The sequence below is a fragment of the Synechococcus sp. UW106 genome (assembly GCF_900474015.1).
Lineage (GTDB): Bacteria > Cyanobacteriota > Cyanobacteriia > PCC-6307 > Cyanobiaceae > Parasynechococcus.
In genome coordinates this window covers 1-19,631 of sequence record NZ_UCNV01000003.1, presented here as the reverse complement: position 1 = coordinate 19,631, position 19,631 = coordinate 1, and the positions used below count along the sequence as shown (strand labels likewise).

Here is a 19,631-nt window from a genome sequence, read left to right as displayed (position 1 = left end):
TCGTGGGACCGGCTGTGCTTCCTATCGTTCTCAAACCAGCGGTTTCTTTCATGCGTTCACCCTCGTCCACGTCGGATGCCGTGGTGATCGTTGGTGGTGGATTCGGGGGACTTTTCACAGCTCTTGCACTTCAGCGTCGGCAGCCCGGCTGCCCCATCGTTCTGATCGAACCGCGAGATCGGTTTCTGTTTCAACCGCTGCTGTACGAACTACTCAGCGATGAACTTCAAACCTGGGAGGTGGCCCCCCGTTATGACCAGCTGCTGAATAACAGCATCTGCTGGATCCAAAACACCGTTGTTCGCATCGATCAAACCAGCCAAACCATCGAACTCGATTCGAGAGACCGATTGGGCTGGGCCCAACTGGTGCTGGCGACAGGCTCGAAAGTCAATGATTTCGGCATCCCCGGCGTGCAGGAGCACAGCTCTGGTTTCCGTGATCTCAGCGATGTAAGCCGACTGAAGCAATGGCTCAACAATCTTCTCAAGCAGCGTGATGGAGACGCAGGGCTGATCATCGTTGGGGCTGGACCCACTGGAGTGGAACTGGCATGCAAGCTCGCGGATCTGATCGAAGGGGCCGCCAGCATTCGCTTGGTGGAGATGGGCGATGAAATCCTGCCCAGCAGCACGGCGTTCAATCGGGAGAAAGCCCAGGCAGCGCTGGAACGCAAGGGGGTCGTGGTGCAGCTGAACACGAGCGTGAGCGAAGTGCAGGCCAGCAGTGCCGTTCTGGCGGATGGCATGGTTCTACGTCATGCGGGATTGATCTGGACTGCAGGGAGTAGACCCTCCATCCCAGCCATCTCGCCTGCACCAGTGCTGGAGAGAGGACGTCTGGCCGTCAACGCTGACCTGCGCCTGGTGGGAAGCGCCAACTCTTTTGCCCTGGGGGATCTCTCAGCACGGCCTGACAGCCCATGGCCCGCCAGTGCACAAGTGGCCATGCAACAAGGGGATGCCACTGCCGCAGCCATCTCAAGCCTGCGGATGGGGGAGGAACCGCAACCCTTCCAGTTTGAGGATCGTGGCGAAATGCTCAGCCTCGGGGTCGGCGACGCCACACTCACTGGCATGGGATTCACCCTGGCCGGCCCCCTGGCATTTCAGTTGCGACGGGCCACGTACCTGACCCGTCTTCCGGGACTATCCCTGGGACTGCGCTCCGCCGGCGCCTGGTTGCTGAGCCGTTGAAGCAATCCCACCTGGGAGGGCGCTGCCGCGGTCTGCGCCCCAGCCAGCAACGTCAGCTGGAGCGCCTGAGTCATCGGCGTCATCCGGAGGGCTGCGGGGCCGATCTGCTGAGCCTCGAACGACTGGCGGATCTGGTTCTGGATCTCGAGATGCCCCTGCATCTGGTGCTCGACGGCCGTGGCCTCTGCCGCCTGCTCTGGTTGGGCCCGCTCACCGGCAGCGATTCTCCGCTGCAGCACCTGCCAGCAACACCGAGGCGGAGCAGCGGAGGATGGCGGCTGATCAGCTGCCCCTTCGCCCGCAAAGGGCTTCACCAGGATCCCCCTGACGCTGTTGTCGCTCTCGACATCGCCCCGAGGCACTGGCTGCGCTTTGCACCGTGCCCCTCAGCCGATGGCGGGCGCCCGGCAGAACTCTTAATTCCTGATCCGCTGCAGCCCGATGGGTGGAGAGAGTTCGAACAGGGCGACCTGCGTGACCTTTGCTCCCTCACACCAGACGAACCCCAAGCCTCAACCATCCGAGCCGCCACTGGAGAGGAGCGGGTGCTCCTACTCACGCTCACCAGCGGGGATGGGCAGCGCGACCAGCGTGATTTAGCTGAACTGGAGGGGCTGGTGCGCAGTGCCGGAGCCCAGCCCGTGGCTTTGACCAGCCAGCGTCGGGGCCAAGCCAATCCCCAGACGGTCTGGGGCTCCGGAAAACTTCAGGAAGCCGCCCTCGAGATCCGTCGTTGCCAGGCCTCACTGGTGATCACAGACCGGGAGCTGACCCCAGTGCAGGCCCGCAATCTGGAACGACTGCTGAGCTGCCCGGTCTCTGACCGCAGTGAGCTGATCCTCGACATCTTTGCCCAGCGGGCCGGCAGTGCTGCAGGGCGCCTCCAGGTGGAACTAGCCCAACTGCGCTACCGGCTGCCACGCCTGCTGGGACGAGGCAGCAGTTTGTCGCGTCAGGGCGGCGGCATCGGCACGCGCGGGCCAGGGGAAACACAACTGGAAAAAGACCGTCGGGCCATCAGCCGACGCATCGAACGGCTGCTGCGGGATCAGCGCCAGCTCCAATCCCACCGCAGCCGACTGCGGGATCAGCGGCGTGGTCTGCCGCGGGTGGCCCTGGTCGGTTACACAAACGCAGGCAAATCCAGCCTGCTCAATGCCTTGTGTGGCAAACGGGCGAGCGATCGCGTGCTGGCGGAGAACAAGTTGTTCGCCACGCTGGACCCCACCACGCGCAAACTCGATCTCCCCTGTCCTGGGGCACGCCCCCAACGGCTGCTGCTCACTGACACAGTGGGCTTCATTCGCGATCTCCCCGCCCCACTGGTGGAAGCCTTCCGCGCAACGCTGGAGGAGGCACTGGACGCGGATGTGTTGTTGCTGGTGCTGGACCTGGCTGACCCCGACTGGCAAGGCCACCTGGACACCGTGCATCGCTTGCTCGATGACCTCGGCAGCACCGCCCTGCGCAGGGTGATCGCCAATCAGATCGACCGTTGCGAGGCAACCGCCATCGAAGCGATTCATCAGCGGGAGCCCGATGCACTGTTCCTCTCAGCCGTGCGGGGGGATGGGTTGCAAGGCCTGCAGGAGTGGATGCGCGAGCAATTTTTTGATCCCAGGGCAGAATCCACGCAATTGACGACCGGCGACTCGCCTCCATGGCAGAGCTGAGCAGCGCTCTTCAGAACCCTCAAGCGTTGATCACGCTGGCCGTGCTGGGGCTGGCGGTGGTGTTGTTCATCACCGGGGTGATTGCACCGGAGCTCACAGGATTGCTGAGCCTGAGCTTGTTGATCGCGACTGGGGTGCTCAACCCACAGGAGGCCCTGGCAGGGTTCGGCAGTCCTGCACTGATCACCCTGTTGGGACTGTTTCCTGTCTCCGCAGCACTCTTCAAAAGCGGTGCGCTGGACCGACTGAGGGCCCTGATCGCATCAGAACGGATCCGTTCCTCGCGCCGCCTGATCGCCCTGATGGCCTTTGTCATCGCCCCGGTTTCGGGAGTGGTTCCCAATACTCCAGTGGTGGCATCCCTGCTGCCCGTGGTCGAGGGCTGGTGCCAGCGGCGCGGTATTTCCCCATCCCGGGTGCTACTGCCGTTGTCGTTTTCCACGGTTCTGGGAGGCACCCTGACCCTGCTGGGCAGCTCTGTGAATCTGCTGGTGAGCGACATTAGCCAGCAACTGGGCTACGGCTCTCTTGATCTATTCAGCTTCACCCTGATCAGCCTGCCGGTTTGGCTGGCAGGGGCCACTTATCTGGTGTTGGCTCCAAGGGTGCTACTGCCGGACCGAGGTGCCAGCACGGACGACCTCGTCGGTGACCCTAAGACCAGCAGCTACTGCACGGAAGTTCGCATCCCACCCGAGTCGGAGCTGGTTGGCAGCTCTCTCCTAAACAGTCGATTGCAACGTCGTTTCGACGTTGACGTGCTGGAACTGCAGCGCGGTGGAGAGCGACTCCTGCCACCCCTGGCAGACCGTCGTCTTGAAGCCGGCGATCATCTGCTGTTGCGGGTCACCCGCCTTGATCTGCTGCGGCTCCAGCAGGATCACACGGTTCAGCTCACAACCCAAGGTCAGAACGCTGGTTTCAGCCTGAATACCGAAGAGGCCAGTGGACAGAAAACCGTGGAGGTTTTATTGCCTGCTGGCTCCACCCTGGCCGGTGCCAGTCTTCGGGAACTGCGGTTCCGGCAGCGCCACAACGCCACTGTTCTCGCCCTGCGCCGCGGCCAAGAGACCGTCCAAGAACGGCTGGGGCAAGTCATCCTGCGGGAAGGCGATGTGCTGTTGCTGCAGGCACCGATCGACTCCATCCGTGGCCTGCAGGCCAGCAATGACCTGTTGGTCCTGGATCGACTGGAAGACGACCTCCCCACAGTGCGACGCAAGCCCGTGGCGGTCAGCATCGCCCTCGCGATGCTGCTGCTGCCAAGTCTGACCCCGATCCCCCTGGTGGCCGCTGTGCTATTGGCCATGGTGAGCGTGGTCGCCACCGGCTGCCTGCGCCTCGGAGAACTGCAGCGCTCGATCCGCCTGGACGTGATTCTGCTGCTGGGATCACTGACTAGTTTCAGCGTTGCCATGCAGAACACTGGCCTGGCCGACGCCCTGGCTCTGGTGCTCCAGCAGGGGCTGGCGGGCTGGCCGAGCTACTCGGCACTGATGGTGATCTTCATCGGCACAACACTGTTAACCCAGGTGATGAGCAATGCCGCCTCGGTCGCCCTATTGGCGCCCGTGGCAGTGCAACTGGCTCCCTCCCTGCAGCTCTCTCCTACTGCACTGCTCATCACGGTGCTGTTTGGAGCCAGCCAGTCCTTTCTTACCCCTGTTGGATATCAGACGAACTTGATGGTGTTCGGTCCGGGCCGTTATCGCTTTCTGGATGTCACACGGTATGGACTTGGCCTGACGGTGATCATGACCCTTCTGGTGCCGGCCTTGATCCTCTGGCATTACGGCGGATCCTGAACAAGACTGGGCAGATCTCGCACGCGCCTGTGCCGCTCGGAAGAGCCATCGAACGCAGCCAGGGCTGGCATCGTCGGCTCACGGTTCCCCAGTTCACCGTGGTGACCGGTTTGCTGGTGGTGCTGATCGGCACGCTGCTTCTGGCCACTCCGCTGTGCTCCTCGAGCAGCGTGGGGCTTTGGGAAGCTCTGTTCACAGCCACGTCCGCCATCACCGTGACGGGGCTCTCGATCATCGACATCGGCGCAGACCTGACGACCTTCGGTCAGGTGGTTCTGGCCATGATGATCCTGGCGGGGGGCCTTGGCCTGATGGCCATCACAACATTTCTGCAGGGATTTGTGGTGCAAGGGACAGCTTTGCGTCGGCGCCTGGACCGGGGGCAGACCCTCGACGAATTCGGCGTAGGAGGCGTGGGACGCACCTTTCGCGGCATTGCCCTGACAGCGACGCTGGTGATCCTGATAGGCGCCGTGATCCTGTACCACTTCGGATTCGACGACATTCCCAACAACAGCGAACGTCTATGGGCCGCCGTGTTCCACAGCATCTCGGCCTACAACAACGCAGGTTTTGGGCTCTGGGCCGACAGCCTCGAGCGCTACCGCAGCAATGGTGTGGTGAATGCCGTCATGATGCTGCTTGTTGTAACTGGTGGCCTGGGTTGGCGGGTGACTAGCGATCTGAGCACGCAGCTCCTGCGCAGAGGGCGAGGACGACGTCGACTGAGCCTGCACTCCCGCCTGGTGCTCCGCACCACCTTGCTGCTCATCGCCTTCGGGGCGGGCGGTTTAGCCCTTACGGAATGGTTGAACCAGGGCGAAATATTCACGGGCATGCCCTTGCCTGAGCGTTGGCTGACGGCTCTATTCGAATCCGTCACGGCTCGCACGGCCGGCTTCACCACCGTTCCGCTCTCGCTCGAGAACGTCACCGAATCCAGCCTGCTGTTGCTGATGGTGCTGATGTTCATTGGGGCCAGTCCAGGCGGCACCGGTGGAGGAATCAAGACCACCACCGTGGCCGCTTTGATGGCGGCCACGCGATCCACCCTGCGAGGCCGTGAGGCCGTGGTGATCCGCAACCGAACCATCAGCGACAAGGTGGTGCTGCGTGCCGTGGGCATCACGGTGGGCTCACTGCTGTTTGTGATGACCATGGCTCTGCTGATCAGCATCGCCAGCAATTTGAACGGCAAGGATTCATTCACGTTTATGGAAATGCTGTTCACCTGCATCTCCGCCTTTGCCACGGTGGGGTTGGATCTCGGGGTAACCGTTGAGCTGCCCCGTTTCGGCCAGGCTGTTCTGATGGTGGGAATGTTTGTAGGACGACTGGGAATCCTGCTTCTATTGAGTGCGATCTGGGAAGCGATGACCCAGGAACAAATTCAGATGAATCGCCAGAATCGAATCGGTTATCCCAGCGAGGATCTGTATGTCTGAGGACTACCAGTGGGGGATAAAGCGATGAAGGAGTGGTGGCAGTGGAGCCCGATCCAGGGCAGCGATCGTCTCGGCTTCGCGATCATCGGCGTCGGCCGTTTCGGCATCGCCGTTTGCCGGGAACTGCTCCAGAACGGAGCCGACGTTCTGGCAGTGGACCGCTCGGAGAGGGCGGTCGATGAACTGCGTCAGGTGGAGCCCAGCGTGGAAGCCCGCGTTGTCGACTGCACCGACGAAGAAGCTCTACGGGAGGCTGGCGTGCTCGAGATGGGCACTCTGGTGGTGGCGATCAGTGAACCGATCGAAGCCAGCATCACCGCGACGTTGATCGCCAAAGACAGTGAGGGAAGCCGGGTGCGCCAGGTGATCGCTAGGGCAACGAGCGACCTCCACGAAAAAATGCTGAAACGGGTTGGGGCCGACCGGGTGATCTTCCCCTCGCGAATGCAGGGAGAGCGCCTGGGTCTTGAACTGGTACGCCCCAACTTGATGGAGCGCTTAGCCCTAGATGAACAGCACTGCATCGAGGAGATCAAGGTTCCAGAACCGTTTGTGGGGCGGTCGCTCCGAGACCTAAATCTGCGCAAGAACTTCCGGGTCAATGTGCTGGCGGCTGGGCCGCAAAGCAGCTTGATGGTGAACCCACCGGCATCCCATGTGCTCGAGGAGGGTCATCTTCTGGTGGTAATGGGGCTGGTGGACGACCTGCAACGCCTGCCGAAAATCTGAGCCAATGCACTGCCTCGGGCTGATGAGCGGGACCAGTGCCGACGGTGTCGATGCCGTGCTGGCGCGCTTCGACGGCCCTGCCCAACGTCCGCAGTGGTCGTTGCTTCGCCACCACCATCAGCCCTATCCGCCCCAGCTGCAGCAACAGGTGGTTGCCGCCGGCCAGGGAGCAGCAATGCCCGCATCCCTCTGGCTGGAGCTGGCGGAAACGATCACAGAAGCGCAGGCAAACGCAGTGATGGCATGCGATCCCGAAGGGAAAGCCGAGGTGATCGGCTGCCATGGCCAGACCGTCTGGCATCGCCCGCCGGCCGAGGGGACGCGGGGTTCGAGCTGGCAGATGCTGCAGGCGCCGCTACTGGCCCATCTGCTCCAACGGCCTGTGATCCATGACTTCCGCGCCGCTGATCTGGCCCTCGGTGGGCAAGGAGCCCCCCTCGTTCCTCGGGCGGATGCAGCGCTTTTGGGGAGTACCGAGGGGTGGCGGGCGCTGCTGAACCTGGGCGGAATTGCCAACCTCACCCTGATCCCCCCATGCAGTGGCGCGGACCGCCATGCCTCGGTCTTGGGATGGGACTGCGGACCAGCGAACAGCCTGATCGACCTCGGCATGCGCCACTTCACCGCTGGGGCCGAAAGCTTCGACAAGGGAGGAGCGATGGCAGCGCGGGGCCGTGTGGATGAAGTCCGGATCCAGCGCTGGCTCCAGGAGGAATATTTCCAGATGGCACCGCCGAAATCCACCGGACGGGAGTGCTTCGGACGGGAGGACCTCAACCGACGGCTGGATCAGCTCGATGGAGCCTCAGCGGCCGACACCATCGCGACCCTGACGGCCTTCTCCGCAGCCATCGTCGCCCAGGATCTGGAGCATCTGCGCCAGACACGCGGCATCGCACCGATCGAACTGATCACCGCTGGAGGTGGAAGCCAAAACCCAGTGTTGATAAACGAGCTGCGCCAACGCTGCCGGGGTGCCCAGGTCGACGAGAGCAGCACTCTCGGGGTACCGGCTGAGGCGAGAGAAGCCCTGGTCTTCGCGCTGCTGGCCTGGTGGCACCAGCGCAACCACCCCGGCAACGTTCCTGCCGTCACAGGGGCTAGTCGCGAAACCGTGCTGGGCGTACTGGTGCCTCCAGCCTGATCGAAGCGGCCTAGGCCTAGCCAGGCCGGTGCAGGCGCAAGCGCCGGGGCGCTCCCCGCAGACGGCGGGGCTGCTGTGATTCCAGTGCCGACCGCAGGCGCTCCTCACGCGTTGGGGCGGGAGCAGACGCCTCCAGGGCCTGCTCGTGGCGCTGCACCCCCTGCTGGATCAGCACCCGCGCCATGTTGCTCACCGTGCGGGATTCCAGCTCGGCCATGGCGGTCAAGCGCTCACAAAGATCCTCAGGCAGAACCACCTGAATTCTTGGGGACTTGGGCTTCCCACTGGATGAGGTCTGACGGGTGGGCACGACCGGATCCCCAGAAAGAGGCTCAGTTAGTAAAAAGTGTACAGAGGTGGTCAAGGGTAGTATCCATGACTATGGTGGGGGCATTGGTCCTCCTCGGAGAACCCCATGACACAAGCCACATCTCGCTCCCGTCGCAGCGCTGCCGGATCACGCAGTCAGTCGCGACGCCCCCGTCGCAGCGCTGAAAACAGCGATGTTCTGGTGTCAGCGGTGATCAGCACCTACCTGCTGACCCACCTGCACCATGTGCTCCAGCGGGCTGAATACGGTGCCTCCCAGGAAGGGCGCAACACCCAGGCAGCTAACTACGCCCAATTGCGCAAGGTGCTGTGCATGGATGCCCGCAGCATGGAGGACGCTTCTGCCCTTGGGCAGCACGATGACGGCATCGAACAGGCCGCCTGACAACGCCTTCGGTCCTGAATAGCGTTTGAACAGTTGCTCAAACCGCGATGTCTTCCAACGCCGCATCGCTGTACGCCCGCATCAGCAGCAATCCTGAGCAAACGCAGGCGCTGTTCCGCCAAGCTCTCCAGGACCCCAACGGCGCCATGGACAGCATCTGCAATCTGGGCGACGAACTGGGCCTGCCGGTCACAGCCCAAGAGGTGCGCGAGCATCTGGCAAGCCTGAACGACGAAGACAGCAACCGCTGGGTGGTTAAAGCGAGGGGCGGTCTTTGAAGTTGGGCGAGACGGACTTCAATAAAGCCTGGGGCTCGACGCGCTGCCGGCGTTCGTAGCCACCACCACCGGCCCAACTGAAGAACAGCAAATAACTCACGATCGCTAGGCCTGCGGCCACCACAAGAGCGGCCAGCTGCTCAAGTTTCAGCATGGCGAGCACCCTCCGGAAACCTTCACCAGTGTGCCGACAGGGATGATGGGGGGAAGGACGCCTTCCGCCGGTGCTGCGACTCGAAAACGTCAGCAAGATCTATCCCACTGGGGAAGTGCTTCGCGCGGTGACCTGGGAGGTGAAACCCGGAGACCGGATCGGACTGGTGGGGGTCAATGGCGCCGGCAAATCCACCCAGATGCGTCTGATCGCCGGACACGAAGAACCGACCAGCGGCCAGGTGGTGCGTCAGGGAGAACCCCGCATCGCCTATCTCCAACAGGAATTTGATGTGGATCTGGAGCGCACAGTGCGCCAGGAGCTGTTCCAAGCCTTTGGTGAAGCCGCCGAAGTGATGAACCGCCAACAGCAGGTGGAAGAGGCGATGGGGTCGGAACGCGCTGCTGAAGATCCCGCTCATCTGGATCAGCTGATCCAACAACTGGGCCAGCTGCAGAGCCGTTTCGAAGCACTGCATGGCTATGAACTCGACGCCCGGATCGACAAGCTCCTGCCCACGATCGGCTTCACCCCTGAGGGCGCTGAGCTGCAGGTGAAGGACTATTCCGGGGGCTGGCAGATGCGAATCGCCCTGGGGAAAATTTTGCTTCAGGAGCCGGATCTGCTGCTGCTGGATGAACCGACCAACCATCTGGATGTCGAGACCATCCAGTGGCTGGAAACCTACCTGCTGGAGCAGAGCGCTGCCCTCGTCGTCATCAGCCACGACCGCACCTTCCTCGACCGGGTCTGCAATCAAATTGTCTCCACCGAAAGGGGCGTGTCCCGCAGCTATCTGGGGAACTACACCGCCCACCTGGAGCAGAAACAAATGGAACGGGAGGCCACGCAGGCGGCCTTCGAACGCCAGCAGAAAGACATCGCCACCCAACAGGCCTATATCGATCGTTTTCGCGCCAGCGCTACCCGCAGCACCCAGGCCAAAAGCCGGGAGAAGCAACTGGACAAGGTGGAACGGGTGGAGGCACCGATCGAATCTGTGGCAGGGCCGAGTTTCCAGTTCCCGCCCGCTCCGCGCTCAGGGGCACAGGTTGCCCTGATCGACAACGTCACCCACAGCTATGGAGACAAGATCCTGTTTCTGGGGGCTGAACTGGAGGTGGAGCGGGGCGACCGCATCGCCTTCGTGGGTCCCAACGGTGCGGGTAAGTCCACCCTGCTGCGCCTGGTCATGGGGGTGGAACCTCCCGATGAAGGCAGTGCCCGACTGGGGGAGCACAACGTCATTGCGGGCTACTTCGAACAGAACCAAGCCGAAGCTCTGGATCTCTCCAAGACCGTGATTGACACGATGTACGAAGCGGTCCCCGATTGGACCCAGACCCAGGTTCGTTCGCTGCTGGGCAGTTTCTGCTTCAGCAACGACTCAGTTTTCAAGGAGGTCGGGAAGCTCAGCGGAGGCGAGAAAGCCCGTCTGGCACTGGCGCTAATGCTGCTGACCCCCTGCAATCTTCTGGTCTTGGATGAGCCCACCAATCACCTCGACATCCCGGCTAAGCAGATGCTCGAGGACGCCTTAATGGCCTACGAAGGAGCCGCGCTACTGGTCTCCCACGACCGCTATTTCATCTCCCGCGTGGCCAACAGGATCGTCGAACTGCGGGAGGGTGAACTGGTGATGTACCGGGGCGATTACAACTACTACCTCGAGAAAAAAGAGGAGGAAAGGGCTGCAGCCAAGGAGAAAGAACTGGCCATGGAGCGAGAGGCCAAGCGGAAAGCCAACAAGGAAAAGCAGAAAGCTCGAGATGCCAGGCGCAAAAAGGCGGCTTGACGAGCATCGAGCCACCCCACCGAAAACTTCACACACCCTTAGGCAGGAAGACTTATTTCTCTTTACCTGGTGTTTTCGTCTGCATAGGCTGACAAAACTGATCCCCAGCCCCAATGAGAATAGTTTCCGGCCCCGGCAACACCGAACCCGTTGGCGGTTCATCAGCCCAAGGCGCGGAAACCCATGAGCAGACCTGGGACGCCGTTGAAACCTATTTCCAGTGCATCACCACCTGTTCGCTCGACGACGGCGAATGCATCACCCAATGCGTGGAACAACTAAGGGACTCTGACGACGCCTGACGTCTGACGCCGAGACTTCAGCTTGAGGTCAAGGCCGACAGATCGACCGGCTTGACTTCGATCGTGACCTGGTCCTCACCGCGAAGCACCCCCAACACAACCGTGGCTCCCACACCGCGTCGATCGATGGCACTGACCACGGCTGCAGGGTCAGCAACAGCCTTGCCATCAAAACTCGTGATCACGTCATCCACCTTGAGCCCGGCGCGGTCCGCTGGCCCCCCAGGCTGGACAGAGCGAATGACCGCTCCTGCGGGCACCTGTGATGTCGGCGTGGGCCGAGGCACTGGAGAAAGACGAATGCCGATCACCGGATGACGGGCCTTGCCGCGGGTCACCAGCTGTTCCGCAATGGCACGGGCGCGATTGCTGGGAATGGCAAAACCAAGACCCGCCCCTGGTCCTGAGCGGACCAGGGTGTTGATCCCGATCACCTCCCCGTCGGCATTGAGGAGCGGCCCGCCCGAATTACCAGGATTGATCGCCGCGTCGGTCTGAATTAGATCCAGACGCTTGCCCGAAATCCCGAGCTGAGCAACGTTGCGGTTGAGGTTGCTGATGATTCCCAATGTCACTGTGCTCTCCAGGCCAAAGGGGTTGCCAACGGCAATCGCCCAGTCGCCAACGCTGAGCCGATCAGAATCGCCTAAATCAGCGACTGGCCAGGGTCCAGCCCCCTCCAGACGCACCACCGCGAGATCCGTAAGGCTGTCTTTGCCCACCACCCGGGCAGGCACCCTTCTCCCGTCGGAAAGCCCCACGGTGAGTTGATCCGCCCCCTCCACCACGTGGGCATTGGTCAGGAGCAGACCCTTGGCATCGAAAATGACCCCACTCCCCTGGCCGCGCTGAACCCTGGCGCGCGGTGCTGTGGAGCGTGGAATGCCAAAGAAATGGCGAAACAGGGGGTCCCGCATCAAGGCTGGCGGCACCCCCGCAGCACCGGACTGATTCACGGTCCGAGCTGTCTCCAGAGTGACCACAGCTGGACCACTGCGCTTGACAGCGGCGGCCACAAACGAATCGCGACGGATCGCTGGCCGCGCCTCAGCCTCCTGAAGGCCAACGATGAACGGGATCGATCCAACACCGGCCAACAACAACCCTCCTGCCAGAGCGGAGGCGACGAGCGAGCGGGACTGAGATGTCATCACAGCTGCAGGGCGATCGGGTGACTGGACGCTACGCAGAGCAGACGCCAAAAAAGCCACCAGCTATGTCAAAGCTGTGACCACGTGCAACCGGGATCCCGATAGCGTGAGAATGAAGAGATTCAGTTGGGTGGAGGGTCATGCTCGGTTCACTGTTTCCGCTGCTCTACGGCGCGTTGTTTGTGGCCCTGCTCTGGCAGGCCTTCCGCGTCATGAGCAAGGGTTTTCGTGCTGCCAGTGGTCCGATCAGCAGTGGCCCCAGCAGCGATCCCATCGACCGCACTGGCCAGGTCACCATCCACCCGGAACTGCTGGACAGCGAGGGACGCATTACAGAAGAAGACCTGCTGACGGTGCGCTTCGGCGGTGACGATGACGAGACCTCGACGGCTGCCGGACCCGGCACTGAATAAATTGGGATCTTGGAGTCGACAGGGGTCGTCTGAGTGGATCAGAGAACACGCATCGTTGCCGCGGTCATCAAGGGCCTCAAATTGCCTCCCCGGTTTCGGCTTCGGCTGATGAAAGAAGATCCGGTTCGCCTGGAACTGAGCCTCACCCCCGCCTACGGCAAAGCGCCCATCACGGTGGGGCTTGTGGAATCACTTGATCTGGTAGCCCGCCGTGACCGAGAAGGCCGGGTCCCCAGGGATCTGCAGGGCACGTGGGACTGGACCGTGCGCCACGGACAGGTCAGCACCGGTGGCTGGAACCCCTATCTCAAGGAGGCGCTGCAAACCATGTTCGAAACCGGCCTGCCGGCGATCGTGTTCGAAGAACTCACCGGCGAGGAGTACCACCCCGTTGATGGAACACGCCACGTGCGTTGATCGAGACACAGTGTGTGTAAAGGCGTGCGAATGAATGCAGCGGAGCGAAAACCAAGGGACTAGACCGGAATCAATTCGGCCTTTAAGAAAGTCTTTATGGCCTCCCTCGTTGTTTCCATCGGCCCGCTTGTGCGGTTGCTGACCGCTGTTGGCGCCATCAGCAGCCTGCTTCTGCTGGGCCTGATGAATCTCGTCCCATGAATCGAGCGGCAGCACCGGTTTGAGCCAGTTCCCGATCGACGCCCTGCTGGCGCGGATCTGCTCTGAAGTTCGCCCGGGACAAACAGTTCTGCTGCAGGCGCCACCCGGGGCAGGCAAGACAACGCGCGTGCCCTTGGCTCTGATCGGGGCCCTGACGGAAGGGCCGGGGGTCTTCGCAGGGAAGCAAAAAATCTGGATGATTGAGCCGCGGCGACTGGCCACCAAGGCCGCCGCCGCCCGCCTCGCCAGGAGCCTGGGAGAAGACGTGGGGGCCCGCATCGGCTATGCGGTACGCGGGGAACAGAAACGATCCAGCCGCACCCAGGTGGAGGTGATCACCGACGGCCTCTTCCTGAGGCGCCTGCAGAGCGACCCCTCACTGGATGGGGTGGGCTGCGTGATTTTCGATGAATTTCATGAGAGGGGGCGTGATGCGGATCTGGCCCTCGCGCTGCTGCGCGAAGCGCGTCCGCTGCTGAATCCAGACCTGGCGTTGATGTTGATGTCCGCCACGCTGGATCTGTCCGACCTGAGAGAACGCCTGCCCGAAGCGACAGTGCTGGAAAGCCCGGGCCGCTGCTACCCGGTGGAGACCCATCACCAATCGCCACGACCAGACGAACCCCTGCCTCGACAGGTGTTACGCGCCATTGAGCACCATGCCCTCGAGCAACCTCAGGGAAGCGGTGTACTGGTCTTCCTGCCTGGACTGGCGGAGATTGAACGCTGCAGGCAGACCCTGACCGAAGCAGCGGCTCTGCAGAACTGGCGCATTCAAGTGCTGCATGGGCAACTCCCACTGCAACAGCAGAGTTCAGCCCTCGAGCGCTGCGATCCGAACCAGGACGGCAGCATCATCCTGGCCAGTGCCATTGCCGAAAGCTCCCTCACAATCGATGGTGTGCGGCTGGTGATTGACAGCGGCCTCAGCCGTCAACTGCGCTACGACCCCAACACCCGAATGGAAGGCCTGGAGACGACAGCCTCCAGCCTGGCCAGTGCGGAGCAGCGCAGGGGCCGAGCAGGCCGACAGTGCCCAGGCAGCTGCATCCGCCTCTGGTCACCCGCGGAGCAACAGCGACGACCACAGTTCCACCCTCCCGAACTGCTGCTGGCGGATCCCCAGCCTGTATTGATGGAACTGGCCCAGTGGGGGGCTGGACTGGGCGAAGAACTGCCATGGCTGGACCCACCACCTGCAGCCGCCATGCAGGAGGGACAGCGCGGACTGCAACAGCTCGGCCTGTTGGAGGAGGACGGCTGCATCAGTGGACGGGGACGGTTGATCAGCGGCCTGAGCGTTCACCCCCGCATCGGCATGCTGCTGCTGGAAGCCCATGAACGGGGCGTCCCCCAGCTGGGATGCGATCTGGCTGCAATCCTCAGCGAACGGGATCCCTTCGATCGCCGCCAAATCGGCAGTGATCTGGGGGTCCGATTGAGCGGTATCCAACGCCATCACTCGCTTCGGGCACTCAGCCAGCAGCTTCGCCGCCAACTCAAGCGACTTGGCCCTTCACCCCAGAACCAGGGATCGTCCGTCAGCGCTGGCGATCTGATCCTGGCGGCCTTTCCGGAATGGCTAGCGCAAGAGCGACCGGACCAGACCGGTCGCTATCAGTTGCGCCAGGGACGCGGCGCCGTGCTGCTTCCCTGGGATCCGCTTCAGGGGAGCCCGGCCCTGGCTGTCGCCAGGGTCGACATGGGCGACAGAGACACCCGCATCCAGATGGCAGTGGCCCTGAGCCAGAGCACCCTGCTGACCATCGCTGAACAAAACGGCCATTGGCAGGACTTAGTCAGCTGGGATCCTGAACGCCAGAGGATCCGCGCCGAGCGACTGCTGAAACTGGGTGAATTGGTGGTGCGCCGCACGCCACAGCCTTCGCCAGCAGCGCCGCTATGCCGGAGCCTGCTCATCGAACAGCTGCAGAAGAACTCCAGCCTTGACGCACTGCCCTGGACGGACAGCACCCACCAGTTGCGCCAACGACTGGAATGGATGCATCAGCAGGTGGGCAGCCCATGGCCGGCCAGAGATCTCACGACGCTGCTGGAGCAGGCTGAAACCTGGCTTGGTCCAACCCTGGAGGGCTGCCTGGGTTGGGGCGACATCAGCACAGCAGCGCTGGGAGAAGCGCTCTGGGGCGATCTGGACTGGAGCCTCAGACAACAGCTGGATGCGCTTTTGCCGCGTCGCGTCCCGATCCCATCCGGCCGGCAGGCCACACTGCTTTACACAGGGGATGAGGTCATCCTTGCCGTGAAATTACAGGAGATGTTCGGATGTGACGACGGGCCCCACGTGCTGGATGGTCGTATCCCCGTCACCCTGGAACTGCTCTCACCGGCTGGACGTCCCCTGCAACGCACCCGGGATCTCAAAGGCTTCTGGCAAGGCAGCTATCAGGACGTGCGCCGCGAGATGCGAGGGCGCTACCCCAAGCACCCCTGGCCCGACGACCCCCGCCAGGCACTGCCGACCGCCCGCACAAAACGCAGGGCAAGCGGAGGGCAGGGGTAAACAATGGAAATGGATCCCCCTTCATGTAGCCGTTAGCACTCGCAACAAAACTCCAACCTTTGTTACATTGTTTCCAAACCAAATCGGTCCTTCCCCATGTCTGACAACGCGCGCTTCGGCTTCGTCAACTTCGCTGAAACCTGGAACGGTCGTCTGGCCATGATGGGCATCGTGATCGGTCTCGGCACCGAGCTCCTGACAGGCCAAGGCATTCTGTCCCAGATCGGCCTCGGCTGATTTCCGCACCGCGGACCTAGAGAACCCCTCGACTTAACGGGGGGTTTTTTGTTGCCTGGGTATCAACCATCGCTGATGCATCAAAGTAGGTGCATTCCATTGAGACAGTCGTTGGCACCGCTTTACGTACAGAACAGACGCGATGGATCAAGGCTGCTCAGCAGCGCCTTGGTGATCTGCACGATCGGCGCCACTCAGATTCACCAGCACTGGGGCGTTCTTGTAACCAGCATTTCGGCCATTGTCTGCATCTACTGGGGTTACGCCTACAGCCGCCTTGAGCGTTGATCGCCTTCCGACTTACTCCGTTGCTGAACTGAACACAGCCATCGGAAGCCTGCTGGAACGCGGCTTTGCGCCACGTTTTTTGTTGGAGGCAACAGTCTCGCGACCTCAACTCAAGAAAGGCCACCTCTGGCTGACCCTCACCGACGGCGCCGCCAGTATTTCGGGCGTAGTGTGGGCTTCGAAACTGGCCCAGCTGAGCTACAAACCCGAGGACGGTGACGGCGTCACTGTGGTGGGCAAGCTGAATTTCTGGGCAGCAAGGGCCAGCCTCACCGTTCAGGCGCTGGACATCCGCCCAAGCCTGAGCACCGTGCTGAGGGACTTTGAACGGGTGCGTCAGCTGCTGGAAGAGCAGGGGGTGATTGACCCAAGCCGTCAGCGGCGGCTACCTAGCCAACCTTCAACCATTGCAGTGCTCACAAGTGTGCCCAGTTCCGCCTTGGCTGACATGCTGCGCACCGCCGCTGAACGCTGGCCGCTGACGCAACTCATCGTGGTGCCGATTCCAGTGCAGGGAGCAGTGGCCTCCAAGATTCTCAGCACGCTGAAGGGTCTGGCCGAACGATCGGTTGACCTAGGGATTCAAGCCCTGGTGCTGGCGCGCGGCGGCGGAAGCCGGGAGGACCTGGCGGTATTCGATGACGAAGCGCTCTGCCGCGTGCTGGCGCGCTACCCCGTACCTGTAGTGACGGGCCTCGGCCACGAAGACGATCTGACCGTCGCAGATCTGGTTGCAGACCATCGCGCAGCCACCCCCACGGCTGCCATTGTGGCGCTACTGCCCGACCGCGATGCTGCACGCCAGGGGCTTGTTCAACGCCAAAGCCGATTGAGGGACGCACTGCTGGGGCGAATCCTTCGCGAACGTCAAAGGCTCCAGGATCGGGCCTTTGTGCTGCAGCAACAATCTCCTCTCGAGCGGATCAGGCGCCATCGCCAGGAGCTGGCGCAGAAACAACTGTTGCTCCAAGCGCTGTCGCCGGAACGCTGGCTGAAACGGGGCCTCGCCCTGGTCAGCAATGCTTCCGGCGATGCCATCCCGGACCTTCAATCCGTCAAGATCGGGGATCAGCTCAGCATTCGGATGAGCGACGGAACGCTTGACGCCCGGGTCGATCAGATCCAACGCAGTTCCCCAAAAACCACCTCCTGATGAGCAAGCGCCAACCCAGCAAAGAGCTACGCGATCGCATGGAACGCTGGCGCAGCGATGCCGCTGGCCTCAACTACGAAGAGGCCATGCAGGCCCTTGATCTGCTGCTCGCTGAGCTGCAGAACGACAGTGTGCCCCTGGCGGAATTGCAGCAACAGGTTCTCCACGGTGAGGTTTACCTGAGCCGTTGCCAGAGCCTGCTCGACAACGTCGAACAGTCGATTGTCGAACTCGACCCCACAACCCTTGAACCCACGAACAATGCGTAAGGCACTGCCCTGGATCTATCTCCTCCTTGCAGTTGCGGGGGCGATCCTGCCCTGGAAAGCCAATCTGGAGTTCATTGCTGAAGGTGGCGGTCAGGCCTTCGATTTGGCACGGTTCATCGCCGATGCGAACAGCACAGCGGCCTCACGCTCATTGAGCGCTGACCTACTGGTGGGGGCCAGTGCGGTCACCTTGTGGATCTGTGTAGAGGGTCCACGCCAAAAGATCAAAGGCTGGTGGCTGGCCATTCCTCTGAGCTTTGGCGTTGCCTTTGCCTGTGCTGCACCATTCTTTCTGTTCCTTCGGGAACGACAGCTGCAGGCTCAGGAATCGGAATCCACGTCCTGAGCGATCACATCAATCGTGAGATCCCTCGCGGGTGTGGACTGGGCAGCTGAAACTCCAGTGTTGTCTGCAGCGGTGGAATAAGGCGTCCCGCAAAACGAGCAAACGCCAGCGCCCTTCAGACCAGTAGCCCCACAAGCAGTGCAGGTGATCATTCTCGACTGCAACAGCTTCCAGCCAATCCACCCCAGACCAGAAAGGATCAACGGAAGTGCCAAGAGCGTGAGCAGCAGACCGCCTGCGAGATCGAGTAACAGACGACCAGCCGCTGTTGGCACAAGCAACAGCAAGACAACTGCAATCCACAACACTGCTGGCGGTCGATTCATTTGCCTCAACGGAAATGGTCCGTTGGATCAGCTTCGCAGAGGGGTATCGAAGTTCAAAGCGTCAGGGTGTTCGGTTCTCCGAGCCGAGGCTTAGCAAGACGAACTGCGGATAACTCCACACTCAAACACTGACCAAAATAAAGAATCACACCCACCAACCAGACCCAAAGCGTTAACACTAAAACACCACCAATCACCCCATAAGCCTGATAGCGATTACCAAGAGAAACGATACTTAAGCTCAGAATTTTGTTAAGCAAAGCCAATCCAAAACCAATCAATAATGAGCCAGGAATTAAAGGCGCTCTAGGAACTCGCCGGCTGGGAAGTACCACCTGAAGTAGCAGGGCCATCAAAGACAAGATCAAGGCTGGAACAAGGATCCTCCCAAGGGGAAGAATGGGACTGGATTGCACAAGAGCCATCAACCCAGGAATAAAACCATCCAGAGCACCAAGGATGTCTTCCGGAAGCTGTCTGATGCTGAGAACCAATTGCTGAAAGACGATCAGAATTGATATAACAAAGACGGTCAAAAAAGCTTCAACACGCGTTCTACAGAACTGCACCACTTGTTGCCACCAAGGAAGATCAATTGCCGGTTCCGGGAGAATGTCTGACCAAAGGCGATCAGCTCCGCGCTGCAATGTTAAATAGGCATTACTTGCAGTGAGAAGCAAAACAATCACGCCAAGAATTCCTGCACCAAATCCCTGATTCACCAACCCACGCAGGGTGGAATCCACCAGATTGGTTGCGGAAGGCGGGAGGACTTGGGTGACTGACGCCAAAACATTATCCAAACTATCTGTTTCACCAAACACCCTGGCTGCCACAGACAAGGCGATGAGCAGCAGCGGGAAAAAAGACTGAAGGACGAAATAAGCAAAAGCAGCACTCAAATCCACACATTCAGCGTTGTTCCAGCGCTGACAGGCATTCCATATCCGCCCACCCAACTGTCGAACAAGCGAACGTCTTGGCACAGATTCGCTCAGAAGACTTCTAAAACCTTACAACAAAAAAGCCACCTCTTTCGAGGTGGCTTTTTCATGGTTGGCGATGGTGAT

General features: G+C 61.3%; 23 protein-coding genes. 18 read left to right on the top strand and 5 right to left on the bottom strand.

Going from position 1 to position 19,631, the window contains the following annotated elements; translation table 11 throughout:
- The first annotated feature begins 50 nt into the window (after positions 1 to 50).
- From DXY30_RS01405 to DXY30_RS01380, 6 genes are read left to right on the top strand one after another with little or no spacing between them, the layout of a single operon-like run.
- Positions 51 to 1,196, top strand: a complete 1,146-nt coding sequence (locus DXY30_RS01405) for an NAD(P)/FAD-dependent oxidoreductase (protein WP_115093079.1) — start codon at positions 51 to 53, stop codon at positions 1,194 to 1,196.
- Positions 1,193 to 2,869, top strand: coding sequence for a GTPase HflX (gene hflX / locus DXY30_RS01400; RefSeq protein WP_115093078.1), 1,677 nt, complete (start codon positions 1,193 to 1,195; stop codon positions 2,867 to 2,869). Before DXY30_RS01405 ends, hflX begins: the two co-directional genes overlap by 4 nt.
- A complete protein-coding gene (locus DXY30_RS01395) occupies positions 2,857 to 4,674 on the top strand; it encodes an SLC13 family permease (RefSeq protein WP_115093077.1) in 1,818 nt (605 codons plus the stop codon). Before hflX ends, DXY30_RS01395 begins: the two co-directional genes overlap by 13 nt.
- Before the next feature lie 29 nt (positions 4,675 to 4,703).
- Positions 4,704 to 6,119, top strand: a complete 1,416-nt coding sequence (locus DXY30_RS01390; protein WP_115093076.1) for a TrkH family potassium uptake protein — start codon at positions 4,704 to 4,706, stop codon at positions 6,117 to 6,119.
- A gap of 24 nt (positions 6,120 to 6,143) precedes the next feature.
- Positions 6,144 to 6,848: a TrkA family potassium uptake protein gene (locus DXY30_RS01385; RefSeq protein ID WP_115093075.1), complete on the top strand. Its 705-nt coding sequence runs from the start codon at positions 6,144 to 6,146 to the stop codon at positions 6,846 to 6,848.
- A gap of 4 nt (positions 6,849 to 6,852) precedes the next feature.
- Positions 6,853 to 7,992, top strand: coding sequence for an anhydro-N-acetylmuramic acid kinase (locus tag DXY30_RS01380; RefSeq protein ID WP_115093074.1), 1,140 nt, complete (start codon positions 6,853 to 6,855; stop codon positions 7,990 to 7,992).
- Positions 7,993 to 8,008: 16 nt separating this feature from the next.
- Here the strand turns inward: DXY30_RS01380 and DXY30_RS01375 are convergent, their stop codons facing one another.
- Positions 8,009 to 8,302: a hypothetical protein gene (locus tag DXY30_RS01375; RefSeq protein WP_115093073.1), complete on the bottom strand. Its 294-nt coding sequence runs from the start codon at positions 8,300 to 8,302 to the stop codon at positions 8,009 to 8,011.
- Positions 8,303 to 8,407: 105 nt separating this feature from the next.
- On the opposite strand from DXY30_RS01375, the gene DXY30_RS01370 reads away from it, so the two are divergent.
- Together DXY30_RS01370 and DXY30_RS01365 are read left to right on the top strand one after the other, a co-directional pair.
- Positions 8,408 to 8,707 (top strand): hypothetical protein, encoded by a 300-nt coding sequence (locus DXY30_RS01370; RefSeq protein WP_115093072.1) that lies wholly within the window; start codon positions 8,408 to 8,410, stop codon positions 8,705 to 8,707.
- A 47-nt stretch (positions 8,708 to 8,754) separates the two neighbouring features.
- Entirely contained in the window at positions 8,755 to 8,985 is a 231-nt protein-coding gene (locus tag DXY30_RS01365; protein ID WP_115093071.1) for a hypothetical protein, read from the top strand.
- Here the strand turns inward: DXY30_RS01365 and DXY30_RS13830 are convergent.
- Positions 8,963 to 9,139, bottom strand: a complete 177-nt coding sequence (locus DXY30_RS13830) for a hypothetical protein (RefSeq protein WP_170951087.1) — start codon at positions 9,137 to 9,139, stop codon at positions 8,963 to 8,965. The two genes, DXY30_RS01365 and DXY30_RS13830, sit on opposite strands and share 23 nt — an antisense overlap.
- Before the next feature lie 70 nt (positions 9,140 to 9,209).
- On the opposite strand from DXY30_RS13830, the gene DXY30_RS01360 reads away from it, so the two are divergent.
- On the top strand, positions 9,210 to 10,934 hold the full coding sequence (locus DXY30_RS01360; protein WP_115093070.1) for an ATP-binding cassette domain-containing protein: 1,725 nt from the start codon (positions 9,210 to 9,212) through the stop codon (positions 10,932 to 10,934).
- 113 nt (positions 10,935 to 11,047) lie between these two features.
- On the top strand, positions 11,048 to 11,236 hold the full coding sequence (locus tag DXY30_RS01355) for a hypothetical protein (RefSeq protein WP_115093069.1): 189 nt from the start codon (positions 11,048 to 11,050) through the stop codon (positions 11,234 to 11,236).
- 17 nt (positions 11,237 to 11,253) lie between these two features.
- Here DXY30_RS01355 and DXY30_RS01350 read toward each other — a convergent pair whose 3' ends face one another.
- Positions 11,254 to 12,387, bottom strand: coding sequence for a trypsin-like peptidase domain-containing protein (locus DXY30_RS01350; protein ID WP_170951086.1), 1,134 nt, complete (start codon positions 12,385 to 12,387; stop codon positions 11,254 to 11,256).
- A 140-nt stretch (positions 12,388 to 12,527) separates the two neighbouring features.
- On the opposite strand from DXY30_RS01350, the gene DXY30_RS01345 reads away from it, so the two are divergent.
- The 8 genes from DXY30_RS01345 to DXY30_RS01315 all read left to right on the top strand — a co-directional run bounded on the left by DXY30_RS01345 (position 12,528) and on the right by DXY30_RS01315 (position 18,235).
- Complete coding sequence (locus tag DXY30_RS01345; protein ID WP_115022579.1) at positions 12,528 to 12,800, top strand: DUF2973 domain-containing protein; 273 nt, start codon at positions 12,528 to 12,530, stop codon at positions 12,798 to 12,800.
- A gap of 33 nt (positions 12,801 to 12,833) precedes the next feature.
- Entirely contained in the window at positions 12,834 to 13,217 is a 384-nt protein-coding gene (locus DXY30_RS01340; protein ID WP_115093068.1) for a hypothetical protein, read from the top strand.
- A 220-nt stretch (positions 13,218 to 13,437) separates the two neighbouring features.
- Complete coding sequence (hrpB, locus tag DXY30_RS01335; protein WP_115093067.1) at positions 13,438 to 15,942, top strand: ATP-dependent helicase HrpB; 2,505 nt, start codon at positions 13,438 to 13,440, stop codon at positions 15,940 to 15,942.
- A gap of 96 nt (positions 15,943 to 16,038) precedes the next feature.
- On the top strand, positions 16,039 to 16,179 hold the full coding sequence (locus tag DXY30_RS01330; protein WP_115022585.1) for a chlorophyll a/b-binding protein: 141 nt from the start codon (positions 16,039 to 16,041) through the stop codon (positions 16,177 to 16,179).
- Between the two features lie 111 nt (positions 16,180 to 16,290).
- Positions 16,291 to 16,467: a hypothetical protein gene (locus DXY30_RS13825; RefSeq protein ID WP_170952086.1), complete on the top strand. Its 177-nt coding sequence runs from the start codon at positions 16,291 to 16,293 to the stop codon at positions 16,465 to 16,467.
- Positions 16,457 to 17,620, top strand: coding sequence for an exodeoxyribonuclease VII large subunit (xseA, locus tag DXY30_RS01325; RefSeq protein WP_115093066.1), 1,164 nt, complete (start codon positions 16,457 to 16,459; stop codon positions 17,618 to 17,620). The genes DXY30_RS13825 and xseA overlap by 11 nt, the downstream gene beginning before the upstream one ends.
- Positions 17,620 to 17,889 carry an exodeoxyribonuclease VII small subunit gene (xseB, locus tag DXY30_RS01320; RefSeq protein ID WP_115093065.1) on the top strand — a complete coding sequence of 90 codons (270 nt, stop codon included), beginning with the start codon at positions 17,620 to 17,622 and terminating at the stop codon, positions 17,887 to 17,889. Before xseA ends, xseB begins: the two co-directional genes overlap by 1 nt.
- Entirely contained in the window at positions 17,882 to 18,235 is a 354-nt protein-coding gene (locus tag DXY30_RS01315) for a DUF2834 domain-containing protein (protein WP_115093064.1), read from the top strand. Before xseB ends, DXY30_RS01315 begins: the two co-directional genes overlap by 8 nt.
- Here the strand turns inward: DXY30_RS01315 and DXY30_RS01310 are convergent.
- Together DXY30_RS01310 and DXY30_RS01305 are read right to left on the bottom strand one after the other, a co-directional pair.
- Positions 18,211 to 18,561, bottom strand: coding sequence for a hypothetical protein (locus DXY30_RS01310; RefSeq protein ID WP_115093063.1), 351 nt, complete (start codon positions 18,559 to 18,561; stop codon positions 18,211 to 18,213). The two genes, DXY30_RS01315 and DXY30_RS01310, sit on opposite strands and share 25 nt — an antisense overlap.
- 53 nt (positions 18,562 to 18,614) lie before the next feature.
- On the bottom strand, positions 18,615 to 19,469 hold the full coding sequence (locus DXY30_RS01305; protein ID WP_244281196.1) for a YihY/virulence factor BrkB family protein: 855 nt from the start codon (positions 19,467 to 19,469) through the stop codon (positions 18,615 to 18,617).
- Between the last annotated feature and the right edge of the window lie 162 nt (positions 19,470 to 19,631).

Bases quoted from the DNA above. Each gene is read 5' to 3' on its own strand.
- DXY30_RS01405 (WP_115093079.1), top strand. From the start codon at position 51: ATGCGTTCACCCTCGTCCACGTCGGATGCCGTGGTGATCGTTGGTGGT.
- DXY30_RS01395 (WP_115093077.1), top strand. From the start codon at position 2,857: ATGGCAGAGCTGAGCAGCGCTCTTCAGAACCCTCAAGCGTTGATCACG.
- DXY30_RS01385 (WP_115093075.1), top strand. From the start codon at position 6,144: ATGAAGGAGTGGTGGCAGTGGAGCCCGATCCAGGGCAGCGATCGTCTC.
- DXY30_RS01380 (WP_115093074.1), top strand. From the start codon at position 6,853: ATGCACTGCCTCGGGCTGATGAGCGGGACCAGTGCCGACGGTGTCGAT.
- DXY30_RS01370 (WP_115093072.1), top strand. From the start codon at position 8,408: ATGACACAAGCCACATCTCGCTCCCGTCGCAGCGCTGCCGGATCACGC.
- DXY30_RS01365 (WP_115093071.1), top strand. From the start codon at position 8,755: ATGTCTTCCAACGCCGCATCGCTGTACGCCCGCATCAGCAGCAATCCT.
- DXY30_RS13830 (WP_170951087.1), bottom strand. From the start codon at position 9,139: ATGCTGAAACTTGAGCAGCTGGCCGCTCTTGTGGTGGCCGCAGGCCTA.
- DXY30_RS01355 (WP_115093069.1), top strand. From the start codon at position 11,048: ATGAGAATAGTTTCCGGCCCCGGCAACACCGAACCCGTTGGCGGTTCA.
- DXY30_RS01350 (WP_170951086.1), bottom strand. From the start codon at position 12,387: ATGACATCTCAGTCCCGCTCGCTCGTCGCCTCCGCTCTGGCAGGAGGG.
- DXY30_RS01345 (WP_115022579.1), top strand. From the start codon at position 12,528: ATGCTCGGTTCACTGTTTCCGCTGCTCTACGGCGCGTTGTTTGTGGCC.
- DXY30_RS01330 (WP_115022585.1), top strand. From the start codon at position 16,039: ATGTCTGACAACGCGCGCTTCGGCTTCGTCAACTTCGCTGAAACCTGG.
- xseB (WP_115093065.1), top strand. From the start codon at position 17,620: ATGAGCAAGCGCCAACCCAGCAAAGAGCTACGCGATCGCATGGAACGC.
- DXY30_RS01315 (WP_115093064.1), top strand. From the start codon at position 17,882: ATGCGTAAGGCACTGCCCTGGATCTATCTCCTCCTTGCAGTTGCGGGG.
- DXY30_RS01310 (WP_115093063.1), bottom strand. From the start codon at position 18,561: ATGAATCGACCGCCAGCAGTGTTGTGGATTGCAGTTGTCTTGCTGTTG.